Below are 15,052 nucleotides of genomic sequence, written 5' to 3' on the forward strand. Positions count from 1 at the left end.
GTAGGAAAGCTCAAGCGCTTCAAACGGGTGGCTCTGCGCTGCGAGAAAACCAAACGCAACTTTTCAGCCATCGTGTCAATCGCTGCAGCATTCAACCTCATCAAATCCGTCCACACAGCCTAGGCAGAACTATAGCGGCTTTTGGTTTCTTGTATTCTGCGTTTGTCGCAAATAAGTATCCGGCGAAATCTGCCAAGAGAGCATTTGATATAGCAATTTCCCCTGGTGCTTTATTTTCCAAGCGAACATTTGATATAGCAATTTCCCTTGGTGCTTTGGTTGCTCTGACTCCGCTTTTCTTAGTTGTTTCTGCGTTGATAAAGTTGGAGGATCGTGGTCCTGTGTTTTTCTTCCAAGAGCGTTGGGGACAGAATGGAAAGAAAATTCGAATTATTAAGTTTCGCACAATGGCTCAGCGCAACTCCGGGCTTGGCGCAGGAGCTTCGGTTGGAAATAATAACAACAGATTTTCTAAAGTCGGTGCCTTTTTGCGAAGAACCAATATCGATGAGATTCCTCAGCTTCTTAACGTAGCAAAAGGCGACATGTCTTTGATAGGTCCGCGCTGTCACCCTGTCGGCATGTTGGCTGGAGACATAGCATACGAGGAGCTGTTTCCTGATTACCAGCAACGTCACGTCATGCGTCCAGGCTTGAGTGGCCTCGCGCAAATACGCGGTTGGCGGGGTCCGACTACGCGTCGCGGAGAAGCCAGAGCTCGAATTGCATGTGATCTTTATTACGTGCAGAACTACAGCTTCTGGCTGGACATAAAAATTCTCTTGGCGACTATTCGTTCCGAAGTAGGTCGCGGTACCGGGTTTTAGGTTTCTGGCGAGCTTCTGAAAACTGCAGAACGAGTAGACTAATAGTATCTGCGCGTTCTGCAGTTTGTAATGATCAAATCGGCTTGTCGATCCCGTCATAAAGCTTCTGCAACTGGCCGATGCGCACCTCATAGGCCTTTTCGATGCAGGAGACGTCGGTGCCGCAGGCTTCGCGGGTTTTCAGCCAGGCCTTCTGGTCGTCGGCCATGTTGCCGGAGACGCCCATGGCGAAGAGCCCCTTCAGCATGGTGTACATGGTCGCCATCTTCACGTCGTCATCATTGAGCGTGAGGTTGGAGCAGATGGTCTTTTCATTGGGCGTCAGGCCGGAGGCCGAGCAGTCGAAGCTGGCAGCCTTTGCCTCGTTGCCGCCGAAGGGGGCTGAAAGCGAAAGCGTGAGCGCCAGCGCCATGGCGGCGGGCAGGCCGCCGAATGCGAGATAGGACTTACGGTTCATTCTGATCTCCTCATCACTGGTTTCCTGCCGGTTCTAAAATGCGGCAGCAATTGCGGCGAAATCATGCTTTGGCCAAAGAGGCTTTCTAGCCTTGATTCTCCGCCCGGCGTAACATCTCTATAGCGCCGGGAAGGCTATGTCGTGACACATGAAGGAATTCTGAATGCCAATGGATGTGATGAACGAGCCGACGATTTCAGACACCGGCGTTCGCGCCGCACCGCGGAGTGCACGGAACAGGTCAAGGCGTTTCGCCGTGGCCGGCGCGCTTTCGATCGCGCTGGCATTGTCCGGCAATCAGGGGTTCGCGCTGGAACGTCAGGTGCCCGCGGCGCAGGCTGACGTGATGCTCTCCTACGCGCCGCTGGTGAAGGAAACGGCGCCCGCCGTCGTCAATGTCTATGCCGAGCGCATGGTCCAGCGACGCATGTCGCCGCTCTTCTCCGACCCGTTCTTCGGCCGCTTCTTCGGCGAACAGATGCCGGGCCGTTCCGAGCGGCAGACCTCGCTCGGCTCCGGCGTGATCGTGACCGGCGACGGCATGGTGATCACCAACAATCATGTGATTGCAGGGGCCGATGACGTGCGCGTCGCCCTTGCCGACGGTCGTGAATTTCCCTGTTCGGTGCTGTTGAAGGACGACCGCTACGATCTTGCCGTGCTGAAGATCGAGTCGGACGAGAATTTTCCGACCGTGGCGATCGGCAATTCGGACAATGTCGAGGTCGGCGATATCTCGCTTGCCATCGGCAACCCCTTTGCCGTCGGCCAGACGGTGACCAGCGGCATCATCTCCGGCCGCGCGCGCAATGCCGTCAATGACGGCGAATTCGGCTTCTTCCTGCAGACGGATGCGGCGATCAATCCCGGCAATTCCGGCGGCGCGCTCTTGAACATGAAGGGCGAGCTGATCGGCATCAACACCGCCATCTTCTCCTCCGGCGGTGGTTCCAACGGCGTCGGCTTCGCCATTCCCGCCAACATGGTGAAGGTATTCCTGAAGGCGGCCGAAGATGGCGAAACGCGCTTCCAGCGGCCCTATGTCGGCGCCACCTTCGGCCCCGTCACCTCCGATATTGCCGAGGCGCTGGGGCTGAAGGCGGCGCGCGGCGCGATCATTTCCGCCACCCGTCCGGGCAGCCCGGCGGAAAAGGCCGGTCTGGAACCCGGTTCTGTGATCGTTGCGGTCAACGACATCCCGGTCGAGCATCCCGATGCGTTGCTCTATCGGCTGACCGTTGCCGGCATCGGCAACACCGCGGATCTGACGGTCGAGCGGGACGGGCAGGTGACCCACGTCGCCCTTCCGCTTGATCTGGCCCCGGAAGACCCGCCGCGCGATACCCGCGTGATCGATGGTTCCTCGCCCTTCTCGGGGCTTACGGTGGAAAACGTCTCGCCGCGCGTGGCCGAGGAGTTGCGCCTTTCGGGGATCGATGATGGAGTGGTGGTGAGCGATATCGAACCGGGCTCCACGGCCCAGCGGATCGGCTTTGCCAAGGGCGACGTCATCGTTGCCGTCAATGACGCGCCGATCGATACCACCGCGACGCTGGAGGATGTGGCAGGGGACAAGCCCGGCTACTGGCGTCTTTCCATCAATCGCGGCGGCAGGATGATAAACCAGATATTCAGATGAACGATCTTTTTGCCCCGCACGTCCCCGAGGACATCGAAAACAAGCGACCGCTGGCCGACCGGCTGCGGCCGAAGACGCTCGGCGAGGTGACCGGCCAGCCGCATCTGACCGGTCCGGACGGCGCGCTGACGCGCATGATCGCCTCAGGCTCGCTCGGCTCGATGATCTTCTGGGGGCCGCCGGGCACGGGCAAGACCACGGTGGCGCGGCTCCTGTCCGGTGAGGCCGACCTCGCCTTCGAGCAGATCTCGGCAATCTTTTCCGGCGTGGCGGACCTGAAGAAGGTGTTCGAATCAGCCCGCGCAAGGCGCATGAACGGGCGGCAAACGCTGCTCTTCGTCGACGAGATCCATCGCTTCAACCGCGCCCAGCAGGACAGTTTTCTGCCGGTTATGGAAGATGGCACCATCATCCTCGTCGGCGCGACCACGGAGAACCCGTCCTTCGAGCTCAATGCGGCTCTTTTGTCGCGCGCCCGCGTGCTGACCTTCCGTTCCCATGATGCCGAAAGCCTCGCTGAGCTGATGCGCCGCGCCGAAGAGGCCGAGGGCAGGGCGCTGCCGCTCGATGATGCCGCGCGCGAAACGCTGGTGATGATGGCCGACGGCGACGGTCGCGCGATCCTGACGCTTGCGGAAGAAGTCTGGCGTTCGGCCCGCGCCGACGAGCGACTCGATCCACAAAGCCTGATGAACATCGTCCAGCGCCGCGCGCCGATCTACGACAAGGGCCAGGACGGGCATTACAACCTGATTTCGGCCCTGCACAAATCCGTGCGCGGGTCGGATCCGGATGCCGCCCTTTATTATCTCGCACGCATGTTCGATGCCGGCGAGGATCCGCTGTTTCTCGGTCGCAGGCTGGTGCGCATGGCGTCCGAGGATATCGGGCTTGCCGATCCGCAGGCGCTCGTCATCGCCAATGCCGCCAAGGATGCCTATGATTATCTGGGCTCGCCGGAAGGCGAACTGGCGCTGGCGGAGGCCTGCGTCTATCTCGCCACCGCGCCGAAATCGAACGGCGTCTATACCGCCTTCAAGGCGGCGATGCGCGCGGCCAAGGAGCACGGCTCGCTGCTGCCGCCCAAGCACATTCTCAACGCGCCGACCAAGCTGATGAAATCCGAAGGCTACGGCGACGGCTATCGCTACGACCACGACGAGCCGGATGCCTTTTCCGGACAGGACTATTTTCCCACCGAAATGGGCCGGCAGAAATTCTATCAGCCACCCGAGCGCGGTTTTGAGCGCGAGATCAACAAGCGCCTTCAATGGTGGGAGAAGCTCAGGCGCGAGCGCAACGGCGGCTGAGCCCTTTTTGGCGGCTCCCGCGGGAACTCTTCTCTTCATGCGGCGTTTATCCAGCAACTCGAAGGGAGAACTGCAATGGATAACCTGCCTGCCCGCGTTCTTGCTTACATTGTTATCGCCATCGGCTGCGCCGCGATTGTTGCGGTGATCCTCACCGTGCCGCCGCTCTACGATGCGCGCGTCTTCCTGCTGCCCGCGATGCTGCTGATCGCCTGGGTCGCGGGACCCGTGCTGACCCACTATCTCGCGCCCGCAGCCCGCGCCCGTCTCCGCAAGCGGTAACCCCCCTGCCGCGCGACGCAAACGCCCGACCAGAAGGGAAGCTGGTCGGGCGTTTGTTTTTTCTCTGAACTGAAACGGCTCGGCTTACTGCGCCGGGCCCTTCTTGATCGGCTCCTGATAGGTGAAGCCCATGTCCCAGGGGAAGTAGATCCAGGTGTCCTGGCTGACCTCGGTGACGAAAGTGTCGACGGTCGGCACGCCCTGGGGCTTGGCGTAGACACAGGCGAAATGCGCCTTCGGCAGCATATCGCGCACTTCCCGCGCCGTATTGCCGGTATCCGTCAGGTCGTCGACGATCAGCACGCCCTCGCCGCCGGTCTTCGTCAGTGCCTCGGAAATGCCCTTCAGAAGCTTCGTCTCGCCCTGGCTCGTATAGTCGTGATAGCTGGCAATGCAGACCGTCTCGATCAACCGGATTTCCAGCTCGCGCGAGATCACCGCCGCCGGCACGAGGCCGCCGCGCGTGACGCAGACGATCGCATGGAAGGTCTGGTCGAGGCCGGACAGGCGCCAGGCAAGCGCGCGGGCATCGCGGTGGAACTGATCCCAGGAAACGGGAAAGGCTTTTTCGGGAAGGGACATGAAAGGCTCCGGGACAGGGGTGACGCAAAGGGTTTGACGGCCGACAACTCCGTCCGGCCCAGTGGCATCCGGCCGGCCCCGGGGGCATGAAATGCTTCTGCGATGCCCGGGGCAGGCAACGGCCTGCCGTTGGGCATCGCTATTAGCCGCATTCATCGCCAAAAGGCAAGGCATGCGGCCTTTCTGTCGCCGGAAAGATGGCTGATCGCGGGATCAGCGCGACATCAGCGTCGCCGCCGTCATCGATTCCAGCAGCGTGCGGGTGACGCCGCCGAACAGCAGTTCCCAAAGCCTGGAATGCGTATAGGCGCCCATGACCAGAAGATCGACGGAATTGTCCGACAGGCGGTTCTCGATGATGGTTGCTGCCTTCGCCTTGTCGGCATGGGCGCTGGTGGCGGTCACATTGACGCCGTGGCGGGAAAGCGTCGAGGCGATTTCCGCACCCGTGAGGCCGCTTTCCTGATCCTTGCTGTCATGCGGATTGACCGAGAAGATTTCGACCTCGCCGGCCTTCTTCAGGAAGGGCAGGGCATCGAAGGTGGCGCGGGCGGCCTCGCGCGAGCCGTTCCAGGCGACCATCACCCGGTTGAAGGGTTTTGCCACCTTGTCCACATGCGGCACGAGCAGCACGGGGCGTCCGCTTTCAAACAGGAAGCTCTCGAAATCGGCGCGGGCGTCTCCGGGGGCATCCGGGCTGACCTGCGGGGCGATGATCAGGTCGCAGGACCGGGCGCTGTCGATGACCGATGAGCCGGAGAACCCGGAGGCGGAGACGATCTTGCGCCATTCATAGGAAATGCCCTCGCGCGCCGCGCGTTTGTTGAAAATATCGCCGAGTTCGGCGCTGCGTTTCTCCGCCATGTCCTGAAGCGACTGGATGGAGATCGGGTCGGGGATTTCCATTGGCGCGATGATCGGCGTCGGGTTTACGGTCTCGGCATGGAGGCCGATCACATGTGCGTCGAAGGAGCGAACGATTTCAACGGCGTAATCGAGGAAGCCGCCGGCCTGCGTCGGTGATTCCATGACGGCGAGTATGGTCTTGTAGGTCATCTCAAACACTCCTCTCGGGCTTGGCTCCCACCCGTATGAAATGCCGGCTGGCGCGCCGGCCGTTACTGCTCTTCCAGTCTAAGCCTAATGCCAGAAAATGCGAAGGGCGGAAACGCGCCTTTCGGGTAAGGCGGCACGGGAATCAACCGGCCGTCATTGCCGCGAGCATGGCGCGGATGTCCTGGGCCGCCGCCTCCGCATCGGCCTCGGTTCTCGCCCTGACGACGAGCTGGGTGCGGAAACCTTCGGAGGAAAAGCGGGGATAGGAGCCGATCGAGGTCTTCGGGTGGGCCTTCTGGATTTCGCCGAGCCGCTCCGCGATATCGCCTTCGCCGAAGGGACATTCCACGGTCGTGGTGACGAGCGGGGCGCCGCCCTTCAGAGTCGGGATGACATTGTCGAGCATCGCCTCGAAAATGCTTGGCACGCCTGCCATCACATGGACATTGCCGATGACGAAACCGGGCGCGGTGGAGACCGGATTGTCGATCAGCGTTGCCCCTTCCGGCATGCGCGCCATGCGCTGGCGCGAGGCGTTGAAGTCGATCCCGCGCCGCTCGTAATGGGCTGCAAGCCGGCTCATCGCCTCGTCGTTGTAGATGCAGGGCAGGCCGAAGGCTGCGGAAACCGAATCAGCGGTGATGTCGTCATGGGTGCCGCCGATGCCGCCGGAGGTGAAGACATAGGTGTAGCGCTCTCTCAGCGCATTGACCGCCTCGACGATCGCGGCTTCGTCGTCGGCGACGATCCGCACTTCCTTCAGGCCGATACCGATGAGCGTCATCGCCTCTGCCAGATGGCCGATATTCCTGTCCTTGGTGCGGCCGGACAGAAGTTCGTCGCCGATGGCGAGCATCGCCGCGGTCGGATTGTCGTCTTCGCTCATTGTGGTTGGTCCGTGTTCGATTGAAGCAGGCGTGTTGTCACGTTTTGGACCCTTGATTGCGTTTCTTCAAGCCCGCCGCGTCGGCAAAGCGTATCTGCTGCGGATTGTGTGAACACTGCGTCTATGCCGCGGCCTCTGGACTTCGCCGCGTTCGAAGGACTATCTGCTGGGACACAGATTTCAATTCCGTTCAATGGAGTTTCAAATGGCGAAAGTTCTCGTTCTCTACTACTCGGCCTACGGCCACATCGAAGCCATGGCCAAGGCCGTCGCCGAAGGCGCTGCCGCCGAAGGCGCCGAGGTAACCATCAAGCGCGTTCCCGAACTGGTGCCGGAAGAGGTGGCCAAGGCGTCGCATTTCAAGCTCGACCAGGACGCGCCGATCGCCGATCCGAACGAGCTCGACCAGTATGACGCCATCATCTTCGGCGCCGGCACCCGCTTCGGCACCATGGCCTCGCAGATGCGCAATTTCGTCGACCAGACCGGCGCGCTCTGGGCAACCGGCAAGCTCGTCGGCAAGGTCGGATCGGTCTTCACCTCCTCGGCGACCCAGCATGGCGGCCAGGAATCGACCATTCTCGGCTTCATCCCGACCCTGCTTCACCAGGGCATGGTCGTCGTCGGCCTGCCTTACGCCTTTGCCGGCCAGATGGGCGTTGACGAGATCAAGGGCGGTTCGCCCTACGGCGCTTCGACGATCACTGATGGCGACGGCTCGCGCATGCCGTCTGCCGTCGAGCTCGAGGCTGCCCGCTTCCAGGGCGGTCACGTCGCCAAGGTCGCAGCCAAGCTCGCCGCCTGAGGCTCACGGTTTCGGCTTTTGACAACGCGCGGGCCTTCCGGTCCGCGCGTTCTTGTATCCCCGGTTTTCCCCGGCGGCTCCCGCATCGATCACGACGCTTAGGATTCCTGCAGTTTCAAACAGGCAGGAAGGAGCCGCGCGATGCGGATCGAAAATCACAGAATTCCGGGCATCTGGTTCGGACAATCCGCCAATCTCGGCGCCCGGCGGCAGAACCCGCCGGTCATCATCGTGCTGCACTACACAACCGGCTGGAACGGGGCGGCGAGCCGGGATTGGCTGATGGGCGCGGCGGCAGGCGCCGCCAATCGCGGGTCGAGCGCCCATGTGGTGATCGACCGCGATGGCACGGCCTGGCAGATCGCGCCCTTCAACCGCACCGCATGGCATGCCGGCCCGTCGCGCTACGGCACGCTTGAAGGGTTGAACGCCTTCTCCGTCGGCATCGAATTCGTCAATCCCGGCTGGCTGAAGCCGAACGGGCTTGGCGATTTCACCGATGCCTATGGCAAGCGCTTTTCCGAGCGGGCGCTGAAAAAGGCGGGCGGTTATCAAATGGCGCCGCAGCCCCGAGTCGGGTCGGGCAGTTTTGCCTGGCCGCTCTACCCGGAGGCGCAGATTGCGACTGGGGTCGACCTTGTTCAGGCGCTTGTCGGCTTTTACCCGATCAAGGCGATCGTCAGCCATGAGGAGATCGACACGCGCGGCTGGAAGACCGATCCGGGGCCGGCCTTTCCGATGGAGCGTTTCCGGGCGCTTCTCGGCGAGGCGGACGATCGCGAGCCCGCGGCCGTGGTCACGGCAGGGCGGCTCAATCTGCGCGGCGGGCCGGGCGCGGTCTTCGAGAAGGTGGTGCCGCCCGGAACGCTTCTGAAGGGCACGCGGTTGAAAATCATGCAGCGGCAGGGAGACTGGGCCTTTGTCGCGCCGGAAAGTCCCGATGGCCGGGAGGGCGCTGTCACAGGCTGGGTGCACGCGGCCTATATCGCTCCGGTGATGGAAGCCTGAGCAACAAGGCTCTGCTTGCGTCCTGCCGGCAGGGCCTCTATATCACCGCCAACATTAACGGTTTGACATCCAACCTTGAACTGGACTGGCGGATCATGAATTCACTTGGTTTTGACAAGAAGCCGGAGGCCACGCGCGTTGTCGTCGCCATGTCCGGCGGCGTCGACAGCTCGGTCGTGGCCGGGCTTTTGAAGCGCGAGGGCTATGATGTCCTCGGCATCACCCTTCAGCTTTACGATCACGGCGCGGCCGTGCACAGGGCCGGTTCCTGCTGCGCCGGGCAGGACATCGACGATGCCCGCCGCGTCTGCGAACGGCTGGGCATTCCCCATTATGTGCTCGACTACGAGGCGCGGTTTCGCGAAACGGTGATCAACCCCTTCGCCGAAAGCTATATCGCCGGCGAGACGCCGATCCCCTGTGTTGCCTGCAACCAGACGGTCAAGTTCGCCGATCTTCTGTCGACGGCCAAGGAACTTGGCGCGGATGCGCTGGCGACCGGCCACTACATCCGCTCCAAACCGAACCCGATGCCGGAGAACCCGATGCGCCGCGCGCTTTACCGTCCGGTGGATGCCGAGCGCGACCAGAGCTATTTCCTGTTTGCGACCACGCAGGAACAGATCGATTTCCTGCGCTTTCCGTTGGGCGGCCTGCCGAAGGCCGATACGCGGCGGCTGGCGGAAGAGATGGGCCTGATCGTCGCCGACAAGCCGGACAGCCAGGACATCTGTTTCGTGCCGCAGGGCAAATATTCCGACGTGATTGCCAAGCTGAAGCCCAATGCCGAGCTTTCCGGCGAGATCGTGCATCTCGACGGCCGCGTGCTCGGCCGGCATGAGGGGATCGTGCGCTACACGATCGGCCAGCGCAAGGGGCTGGGCGTTGCCACCGGAGAGCCGCTCTACGTGGTCTATCTCGATGCCCGTTCGCGCCGCGTCATCGTCGGCCCGCGCGAGGCGCTGGAAACGCGCCGCATTTATCTGCGCGACGTCAACTGGCTGGGCGACGGGCCGCTTGAAGAGGCGGCGGCGGACGGGTTTTCCTGTTTCGCCAAGGTCCGCTCCACGCGTCCGCCGCTCCCCGTCAGGCTGCATGCCGACGAGAACGGCGTCTATGTCGACCTGCTGGAAGGCGAGGCGGGGATCGCCAGCGGCCAGGCCTGCGTGCTCTATGATGCGCCGGGCAATGACGCCCGCGTCTTCGGCGGCGGTTTCATCGATCGTTCGGAGCGTTCGGCGGAGGCCGAGGCGGCTCTGAAGAGCCTGATGGACGGGCTCGCGGCCTGACGCTGCCCGTCACGTGGCGATCGGCGCCTCGGCGGACATGAACAGTTTCAGCGATTCCTGGTAGCCGAGCCGCAACAGTTGTTCGATATAGGCGATCAACTGGTCGGCCCAGCCGAAGCCGAGATAGGCCGCGAGCCAGACGATCAGTCCGGCGATGATCAGGGCATAGATGAAGTTTCTGAGGATCATCAGCAACATGGCGAGCAGCACGAAGGCGACCAGCCCGTAAAACAGCGACGGCGTCAGCGCGACGCCGTCGGAATGGGCGAGATAGCCCATATAAATGCCGAAAATGATGCAGATGGCCGCGCTCAGCCGGTCGCGGATCATGCGGTGTGTATAGCTCGAACTTGCCATCTGACGGTCTTTCTTCGCTGAAATAGTTTTCCGGTATGTGATGATGAACGCGCGGCCTCCAAGGCGGGTTCCGCGTGTGCTTATAGCAGCTTGCAACCCGCTCGTCAGGAAAGTTCCGCGACGATCCTGTTCAAAAGCAGCATGCCTTCGGGCGTGGCGCGCAGGCGCGCATTGCCGATGCGCTCGATCAGGCCGAGGTTCAGCAGGAAATCCTCGCGTTCGGCATCCATCGGCTTGCCCGAGAGCGAAGACCAGCGGGCGAGGTCGACGCCCTCCTTCACCCGAAGCCCCATCAGCAGAAGCTCGTCGGCCTGCTCTTCCTGAGAGAGCAATGCTTGCTCGATCATGCCATGGCCATGGGCCTCGGCCGCCTGCAGCCAGGTCTCGGGGTGTTTCTCCGTTGCCGTCGCGGTCTTGCCCGAAGCCGTCCCCAGACGCCCATGCGCGCCGGGGCCGATCCCGGCATAATCGCCATAGCGCCAATAGGTGAGATTGTGGCGGCTTTCGGCGCCTGGGCGGGCATGGTTGGAAACCTCATAGGCCGGAAGGCCGCGCGCAGCGGTCACGGCCTGCGTCACCTCGTAGAGATGCGCCGCCTGGTCCTCGTCCGGCACGACGAGCTTGCCCCGGTTATAGAGGTCGAAGAAGCGCGTACCTTCCTCGATGGTCAACTGATAGAGCGACAGATGGTCGGCGGCCAGGTCGATCGCCTGGTTGAGTTCACGCTCCCAGTCCTCCGCCGTCTGCCCCGGACGGGCATAGATCAGGTCGAAGGACATGCGCGGAAAGGTCTCGCGGGCCAGACGGATCGCGCCAAGCGCCTGCTCGACAGTGTGCAGGCGTCCGAGAAAGCGCAGTTCGCGATCGTTCAATGCCTGCACGCCCATGGAAACGCGGTTGACGCCGGCGGCGCGGTATCCGCGAAACCGTTCTGCCTCGACGCTCGAGGGGTTGGCCTCCAGCGTCACCTCGATCCCGTCCGGCACATGCCAGGCCGCGGCGACGCCCTCAAGGATCGCGCCCAGCGTTTGCGGTTCCATCAGCGAGGGCGTGCCGCCGCCGATGAAGATGCTGGTGACGGTGCGCGGCCCGGAAAGCGCGCGCATATGGGCGATTTCTCTCAGGAAGCCGGCGACAAACCGCTTCTGGTCGACCGGCTGGTGGCGGACATGGCTGTTGAAGTCGCAATAGGGGCATTTGGCCGCGCAGAACGGCCAGTGCAGATAGACGCCGAAACCCGGTTCGCCGTCATCGCCATTGATGCCTGCCGTTGCCGCCGGGTCGTTTGTCAGAGCGCAAGTCCCGTTTCGGTGAACAGCTTGAAGGCGCGGGCGCGGTGGGAGAGCGCACCGCCATCGGCCGGGCCGCCTTCGGCTTTTTCGGACGGATCCATCTCGCCGAACGTCCTGTCGTGGCCCTTGGGCTGGAACACCGGGTCATAGCCATGGCCCTTTTCGCCGCGCGGCGGCCAGACGAGATTGCCTTCGACCTCGCCGCGGAACGTCTCGGTATGGCCGTCGGGCCAGGCAAGACACAGCACGCAGACGAAGCGGGCGGTGCGCGCCTCCGGCGTCGTCGCGCCTTTCTCGGCGAGCGCCTTTTCCACCTTCTCCATCGCCATCATGAAATCGCGGCTGCCATCCTCGGTCTCTGCCCAGTCGGCGGTGTAGACGCCGGGCGCGCCGTCAAGGGCGTCGACGGCAATGCCAGAGTCGTCGGCAAGGGCCGGCAGGCCGGACTTTTGCGCGGACGCCAGCGCCTTGATCGCGGCGTTTTCCTCGAATGTCGTGCCAGTCTCTTCAGGCACGTCAAAGGAGAGTTCTGCCGCCGACTTGGCCGAAAAACCGAGCGGGCCGATCAGTTCGGCGATCTCCGCGATCTTGCCGGCATTGTGGCTGGCAACGACGATGGTCTTGGTTTCGAGTTTGCGCATGTCAGTTCCTGGTGGCTTCAACTGGTTTTACGTCTTTCCGTCACCCCGGCCTTGAGCCGGGGTTTAGGGCGTTACGAACAAAGCAGGGGCCTGATCTCGATGTTTCAAGCCACCCGTATGGCCCTGGATGCCGGCTCAAGGCCGGCATGACGGTGGTTTGGGGCCAACCATCGTCATCAAAGCCCCCAGAGCTTTGCCTCGGCGCATTCCAGGCTGTTGCCGGCGGGGTCGCGGAAATAGATCGAGCGGGCGCCGTTCGTCCAGCGAAAATCGCTTTCGATGGCGATGCCGTTGGCCGCAAGCCGTGCGATCATCGAGTCGAAATCGTCTTCCTCGAGCCGGAAACAGGCATGCCCGGGGCCGCGCGCGCCATGGGTGGGGACTGGAAACGACGTGGCGTCCGAATGCTTTTCCGTCTCGGTCGGGTTGAAGACCAGCAACACCCCCGGTCCGCAGCGGAAGAACACATGGCGATTTTCGACACGGGTTATCTTCTCGAGCCCGAGAACGCCGCCGTAGAAGGCCTCGGCGGCGTCAAGGTTCTCAGCATAGAGCGCAGTTTCCAGAACGGCGGCAATTGGCATGGCAAACTCCTTCAGACGCCGGCGATGGTCTTCTTCTGCAGGTCCACCAGCTCGGAAATGCCGTTGCGGGCCAAGTCCAGGAGCGTCAGGAATTCGTCCTGCGAGAAGGGCTTGCCCTCGGCGGTGCCCTGGATCTCGACGATGCCGCCGGTGCCGGTCATGACGAAATTGGCGTCGGTCTCGGCAGACGAATCCTCCAGATAGTCGAGGTCGATGACCGGCTGATCGGCGAAGATGCCGCAGGAGATTGCCGCGACATGGTCCTTCAGCACCTTGTCGGTCTTGACCATGCTGCGGGCTTCCATCCATTTCAGGCAATCATGCAGCGCGATCCAGGCGCCGGTGATCGAGGCGGTGCGGGTGCCGCCGTCTGCCTGGATGACGTCGCAGTCGACGCTGATCTGACGTTCGCCGAGGGCTTCGAGATCGACGACGGCGCGCAGCGAGCGGCCGATCAGGCGCTGGATCTCCAGCGTGCGGCCGCCCTGCTTGCCGGAGGAGGCCTCGCGGCGCATGCGCTCTCCTGTGGCGCGCGGCAACATGCCGTATTCGGCCGTCACCCAGCCCTTGCCGCCATTGCGCAGCCACGGCGGAACGCGCTCTTCGAGGGAGGCGGTGCACAGAACATGCGTATCCCCGAATTTGACGAAGCAGGAGCCTTCCGCGTGCTTGGAAAAGCCACGCTCGAAGGAAACATTGCGCATCTGGTTGAGTTGTCTGCCTGATGGCCGCATGGTGTGGTCCTTCCGGTTTTCGTTGCGGCGGTTCTAGAAGGAAGAGGCGGCTTTTGCAAAGAAAAACGGCAGGCCGGCGCGCAGCAAAGACGAATTGCGAAGCGCCGCGCCGACACTATATTATGGGTCGAAGCAGACGAACCACCCGGCCATTTGAAGCATGACAGCAGATCGACGCGCAGACAATTCGGCAATGACACTGGACGACCGCTCGCGCGAGGTGTTCCGCGCGATTGTCGAGAGCTACCTGGAAAGCGGGGAGCCGCTCGGCTCGCGCAACCTGTCGCGGCTCCTGCCGATGTCGCTGTCGCCGGCCTCTGTTCGCAATGTGATGAGCGACCTTGAGGAACTCGGCCTGATCTACGCGCCGCATGTCTCGGCCGGTCGCCTGCCGACGGAGATCGGCCTGCGCTTCTTTGTCGATGCCTATATGCAGGTGGGCGACCTTGCTGAAAGCGAGCGCTCCGAGATCGAGCGCCACATGAAGAGCGTCGATCGCGGCCAGCCCGTCGACGGGCTTTTGAACGAGGCAAGCCAGATGCTTTCCGGCATGTCGCGCGGCGCGGGGCTGGTGATGACGTCGAAGAGCAACACCGTGCTCAAGCATGTCGAGTTCATCCGGCTGGAGCCGACCAAGGCGCTGGCCGTGCTTGTCGGCGAGCACAACGAGGTTGAAAACCGGATCATCGACCTGCCGGCCGGCACGACCTCCTCGCAGCTGACGGCGGCGTCGAATTTCCTCAACGCGCATCTGAACGGCCAGACCCTGCCGGAGCTGAAAACGGTTCTGGGGCTGCTGAAGGACGAGGTGCGCCACGAACTCGACCAGCTTTCGCAGGATCTCGTCGGACGCGGCCTTGCCGTCTGGTCTGGCAGTTCGGAGGAGGGCAAGCCGGGCCGGCTGATCGTGCGCGGCCGGGCCAATCTGCTCGAAGGCGTCGCCGATGCCGCCGATATTGATCGGCTGCGCATGCTGTTCGACGATCTTGAGAAGAAGGAAAGCCTGATCGAGCTGATCAGCCTGGCCGAAAGCGGCTCGGGCGTTCGCATCTTCATCGGCTCGGAGAACAAGCTGTTCTCGCTGTCGGGCTCCTCGCTCGTGGTCGCGCCCTATCGCGACAGCGACAACCAGGTCGTCGGCGCGGTCGGCGTGATCGGACCGACGCGTCTCAACTATGCCCGGGTGGTGCCGATGGTGGACTATACGGCCCATCTTCTGTCGCGAATGTCGCGTTCTCGCTGAGCGCGCCATGTGAATACCGGGGAGGGCCTTGATTTTTCGGGAATGAACCTCGATATCGTG

Annotated in this window: 17 protein-coding genes; 8 read left to right on the plus strand and 9 right to left on the minus strand. The window is 62.6% G+C overall.

Going from position 1 to position 15,052, the window contains the following annotated elements; genetic code table 11:
- The first annotated feature begins 149 nt into the window (after positions 1–149).
- Positions 150–827, plus strand: a complete 678-nt coding sequence (locus FF124_RS19425) for a sugar transferase (RefSeq protein WP_425462554.1) — start codon at positions 150–152, stop codon at positions 825–827.
- A 73-nt stretch (positions 828–900) separates the two neighbouring features.
- Here FF124_RS19425 and FF124_RS19430 read toward each other — a convergent pair whose 3' ends face one another.
- On the minus strand, positions 901–1,284 hold the full coding sequence (locus FF124_RS19430; protein ID WP_425462553.1) for a lysozyme inhibitor LprI family protein: 384 nt from the start codon (positions 1,282–1,284) through the stop codon (positions 901–903).
- A gap of 163 nt (positions 1,285–1,447) precedes the next feature.
- Between FF124_RS19430 and FF124_RS19435 the strand changes: the two genes are divergently transcribed.
- The 3 genes from FF124_RS19435 (at position 1,448) to FF124_RS19445 (ending at position 4,515) form a co-directional block, all read left to right on the plus strand.
- Positions 1,448–2,923, plus strand: a complete 1,476-nt coding sequence (locus tag FF124_RS19435) for a Do family serine endopeptidase (protein ID WP_246072576.1) — start codon at positions 1,448–1,450, stop codon at positions 2,921–2,923.
- On the plus strand, positions 2,920–4,233 hold the full coding sequence (locus tag FF124_RS19440) for a replication-associated recombination protein A (protein WP_138750145.1): 1,314 nt from the start codon (positions 2,920–2,922) through the stop codon (positions 4,231–4,233). The genes FF124_RS19435 and FF124_RS19440 overlap by 4 nt, the downstream gene beginning before the upstream one ends.
- A gap of 75 nt (positions 4,234–4,308) precedes the next feature.
- Positions 4,309–4,515 (plus strand): hypothetical protein, encoded by a 207-nt coding sequence (locus tag FF124_RS19445; RefSeq protein WP_138750146.1) that lies wholly within the window; start codon positions 4,309–4,311, stop codon positions 4,513–4,515.
- Between the two features lie 84 nt (positions 4,516–4,599).
- On the opposite strand, the gene gpt is transcribed toward FF124_RS19445, so the two are convergent.
- From gpt to FF124_RS19460, 3 genes are all read right to left on the minus strand, one after another.
- Positions 4,600–5,097 carry a xanthine phosphoribosyltransferase gene (gene gpt / locus FF124_RS19450; RefSeq protein WP_138750147.1) on the minus strand — a complete coding sequence of 166 codons (498 nt, stop codon included), beginning with the start codon at positions 5,095–5,097 and terminating at the stop codon, positions 4,600–4,602.
- A 213-nt stretch (positions 5,098–5,310) separates the two neighbouring features.
- Positions 5,311–6,153: a universal stress protein gene (locus tag FF124_RS19455; protein WP_138750148.1), complete on the minus strand. Its 843-nt coding sequence runs from the start codon at positions 6,151–6,153 to the stop codon at positions 5,311–5,313.
- A 142-nt stretch (positions 6,154–6,295) separates the two neighbouring features.
- Positions 6,296–7,039: a competence/damage-inducible protein A gene (locus FF124_RS19460; RefSeq protein ID WP_138750149.1), complete on the minus strand. Its 744-nt coding sequence runs from the start codon at positions 7,037–7,039 to the stop codon at positions 6,296–6,298.
- Positions 7,040–7,244: 205 nt separating this feature from the next.
- Here FF124_RS19460 and wrbA point away from each other — a divergent pair, with 205 nt between their 5' ends.
- From wrbA to mnmA, 3 genes are all read left to right on the plus strand, one after another.
- Entirely contained in the window at positions 7,245–7,844 is a 600-nt protein-coding gene (gene wrbA / locus FF124_RS19465) for an NAD(P)H:quinone oxidoreductase (RefSeq protein ID WP_138750150.1), read from the plus strand.
- 141 nt (positions 7,845–7,985) lie between these two features.
- Positions 7,986–8,852 (plus strand): N-acetylmuramoyl-L-alanine amidase, encoded by an 867-nt coding sequence (locus FF124_RS19470; protein ID WP_138750151.1) that lies wholly within the window; start codon positions 7,986–7,988, stop codon positions 8,850–8,852.
- Between the two features lie 95 nt (positions 8,853–8,947).
- Complete coding sequence (gene mnmA, locus FF124_RS19475; RefSeq protein ID WP_138750152.1) at positions 8,948–10,141, plus strand: tRNA 2-thiouridine(34) synthase MnmA; 1,194 nt, start codon at positions 8,948–8,950, stop codon at positions 10,139–10,141.
- Positions 10,142–10,150: 9 nt separating this feature from the next.
- Here mnmA and FF124_RS19480 read toward each other — a convergent pair whose 3' ends face one another.
- The 5 genes from FF124_RS19480 to rph all read right to left on the minus strand — a co-directional run bounded on the left by FF124_RS19480 (position 10,151) and on the right by rph (position 13,749).
- Positions 10,151–10,498: a hypothetical protein gene (locus tag FF124_RS19480; RefSeq protein ID WP_138750153.1), complete on the minus strand. Its 348-nt coding sequence runs from the start codon at positions 10,496–10,498 to the stop codon at positions 10,151–10,153.
- Positions 10,499–10,602: 104 nt separating this feature from the next.
- A complete protein-coding gene (hemW, locus tag FF124_RS19485; protein ID WP_425462555.1) occupies positions 10,603–11,790 on the minus strand; it encodes a radical SAM family heme chaperone HemW in 1,188 nt (395 codons plus the stop codon).
- The gene (rdgB, locus tag FF124_RS19490) at positions 11,787–12,431 is read right to left on the minus strand and encodes an RdgB/HAM1 family non-canonical purine NTP pyrophosphatase (RefSeq protein WP_138750155.1); all 645 of its coding nucleotides are present in this window, start codon (positions 12,429–12,431) and stop codon (positions 11,787–11,789) included. The genes hemW and rdgB overlap by 4 nt, the downstream gene beginning before the upstream one ends.
- Positions 12,432–12,607: 176 nt before the next feature.
- Complete coding sequence (locus FF124_RS19495; protein WP_138750156.1) at positions 12,608–13,015, minus strand: VOC family protein; 408 nt, start codon at positions 13,013–13,015, stop codon at positions 12,608–12,610.
- 11 nt (positions 13,016–13,026) lie between these two features.
- On the minus strand, positions 13,027–13,749 hold the full coding sequence (gene rph, locus FF124_RS19500) for a ribonuclease PH (protein WP_138750157.1): 723 nt from the start codon (positions 13,747–13,749) through the stop codon (positions 13,027–13,029).
- 160 nt (positions 13,750–13,909) lie between these two features.
- On the opposite strand from rph, the gene hrcA reads away from it, so the two are divergent.
- Positions 13,910–14,992, plus strand: coding sequence for a heat-inducible transcriptional repressor HrcA (gene hrcA / locus FF124_RS19505; protein WP_138750158.1), 1,083 nt, complete (start codon positions 13,910–13,912; stop codon positions 14,990–14,992).
- Positions 14,993–15,052: the final 60 nt, after the last annotated feature.

Source organism: Martelella lutilitoris (genome assembly GCF_005924265.1).
Lineage (GTDB): Bacteria > Pseudomonadota > Alphaproteobacteria > Rhizobiales > Rhizobiaceae > Martelella > Martelella lutilitoris.

What these genes read in the sequence shown, in the direction of transcription:
- mnmA (WP_138750152.1), top strand. Translation starts at nt 8,948, where the DNA reads ATGAATTCACTTGGTTTTGACAAGAAGCCGGAGGCCACGCGCGTTGTC.
- FF124_RS19480 (WP_138750153.1), bottom strand. Translation starts at nt 10,498, where the DNA reads ATGGCAAGTTCGAGCTATACACACCGCATGATCCGCGACCGGCTGAGC.
- FF124_RS19495 (WP_138750156.1), bottom strand. Translation starts at nt 13,015, where the DNA reads ATGCCAATTGCCGCCGTTCTGGAAACTGCGCTCTATGCTGAGAACCTT.
- rdgB (WP_138750155.1), bottom strand. Translation starts at nt 12,431, where the DNA reads ATGCGCAAACTCGAAACCAAGACCATCGTCGTTGCCAGCCACAATGCC.
- gpt (WP_138750147.1), bottom strand. Translation starts at nt 5,097, where the DNA reads ATGTCCCTTCCCGAAAAAGCCTTTCCCGTTTCCTGGGATCAGTTCCAC.
- FF124_RS19430 (WP_425462553.1), bottom strand. Translation starts at nt 1,284, where the DNA reads ATGAACCGTAAGTCCTATCTCGCATTCGGCGGCCTGCCCGCCGCCATG.
- rph (WP_138750157.1), bottom strand. Translation starts at nt 13,749, where the DNA reads ATGCGGCCATCAGGCAGACAACTCAACCAGATGCGCAATGTTTCCTTC.
- FF124_RS19440 (WP_138750145.1), top strand. Translation starts at nt 2,920, where the DNA reads ATGAACGATCTTTTTGCCCCGCACGTCCCCGAGGACATCGAAAACAAG.
- FF124_RS19460 (WP_138750149.1), bottom strand. Translation starts at nt 7,039, where the DNA reads ATGAGCGAAGACGACAATCCGACCGCGGCGATGCTCGCCATCGGCGAC.
- FF124_RS19445 (WP_138750146.1), top strand. Translation starts at nt 4,309, where the DNA reads ATGGATAACCTGCCTGCCCGCGTTCTTGCTTACATTGTTATCGCCATC.
- FF124_RS19470 (WP_138750151.1), top strand. Translation starts at nt 7,986, where the DNA reads ATGCGGATCGAAAATCACAGAATTCCGGGCATCTGGTTCGGACAATCC.
- FF124_RS19435 (WP_246072576.1), top strand. Translation starts at nt 1,448, where the DNA reads ATGCCAATGGATGTGATGAACGAGCCGACGATTTCAGACACCGGCGTT.
- wrbA (WP_138750150.1), top strand. Translation starts at nt 7,245, where the DNA reads ATGGCGAAAGTTCTCGTTCTCTACTACTCGGCCTACGGCCACATCGAA.
- hrcA (WP_138750158.1), top strand. Translation starts at nt 13,910, where the DNA reads ATGACAGCAGATCGACGCGCAGACAATTCGGCAATGACACTGGACGAC.
- FF124_RS19455 (WP_138750148.1), bottom strand. Translation starts at nt 6,153, where the DNA reads ATGACCTACAAGACCATACTCGCCGTCATGGAATCACCGACGCAGGCC.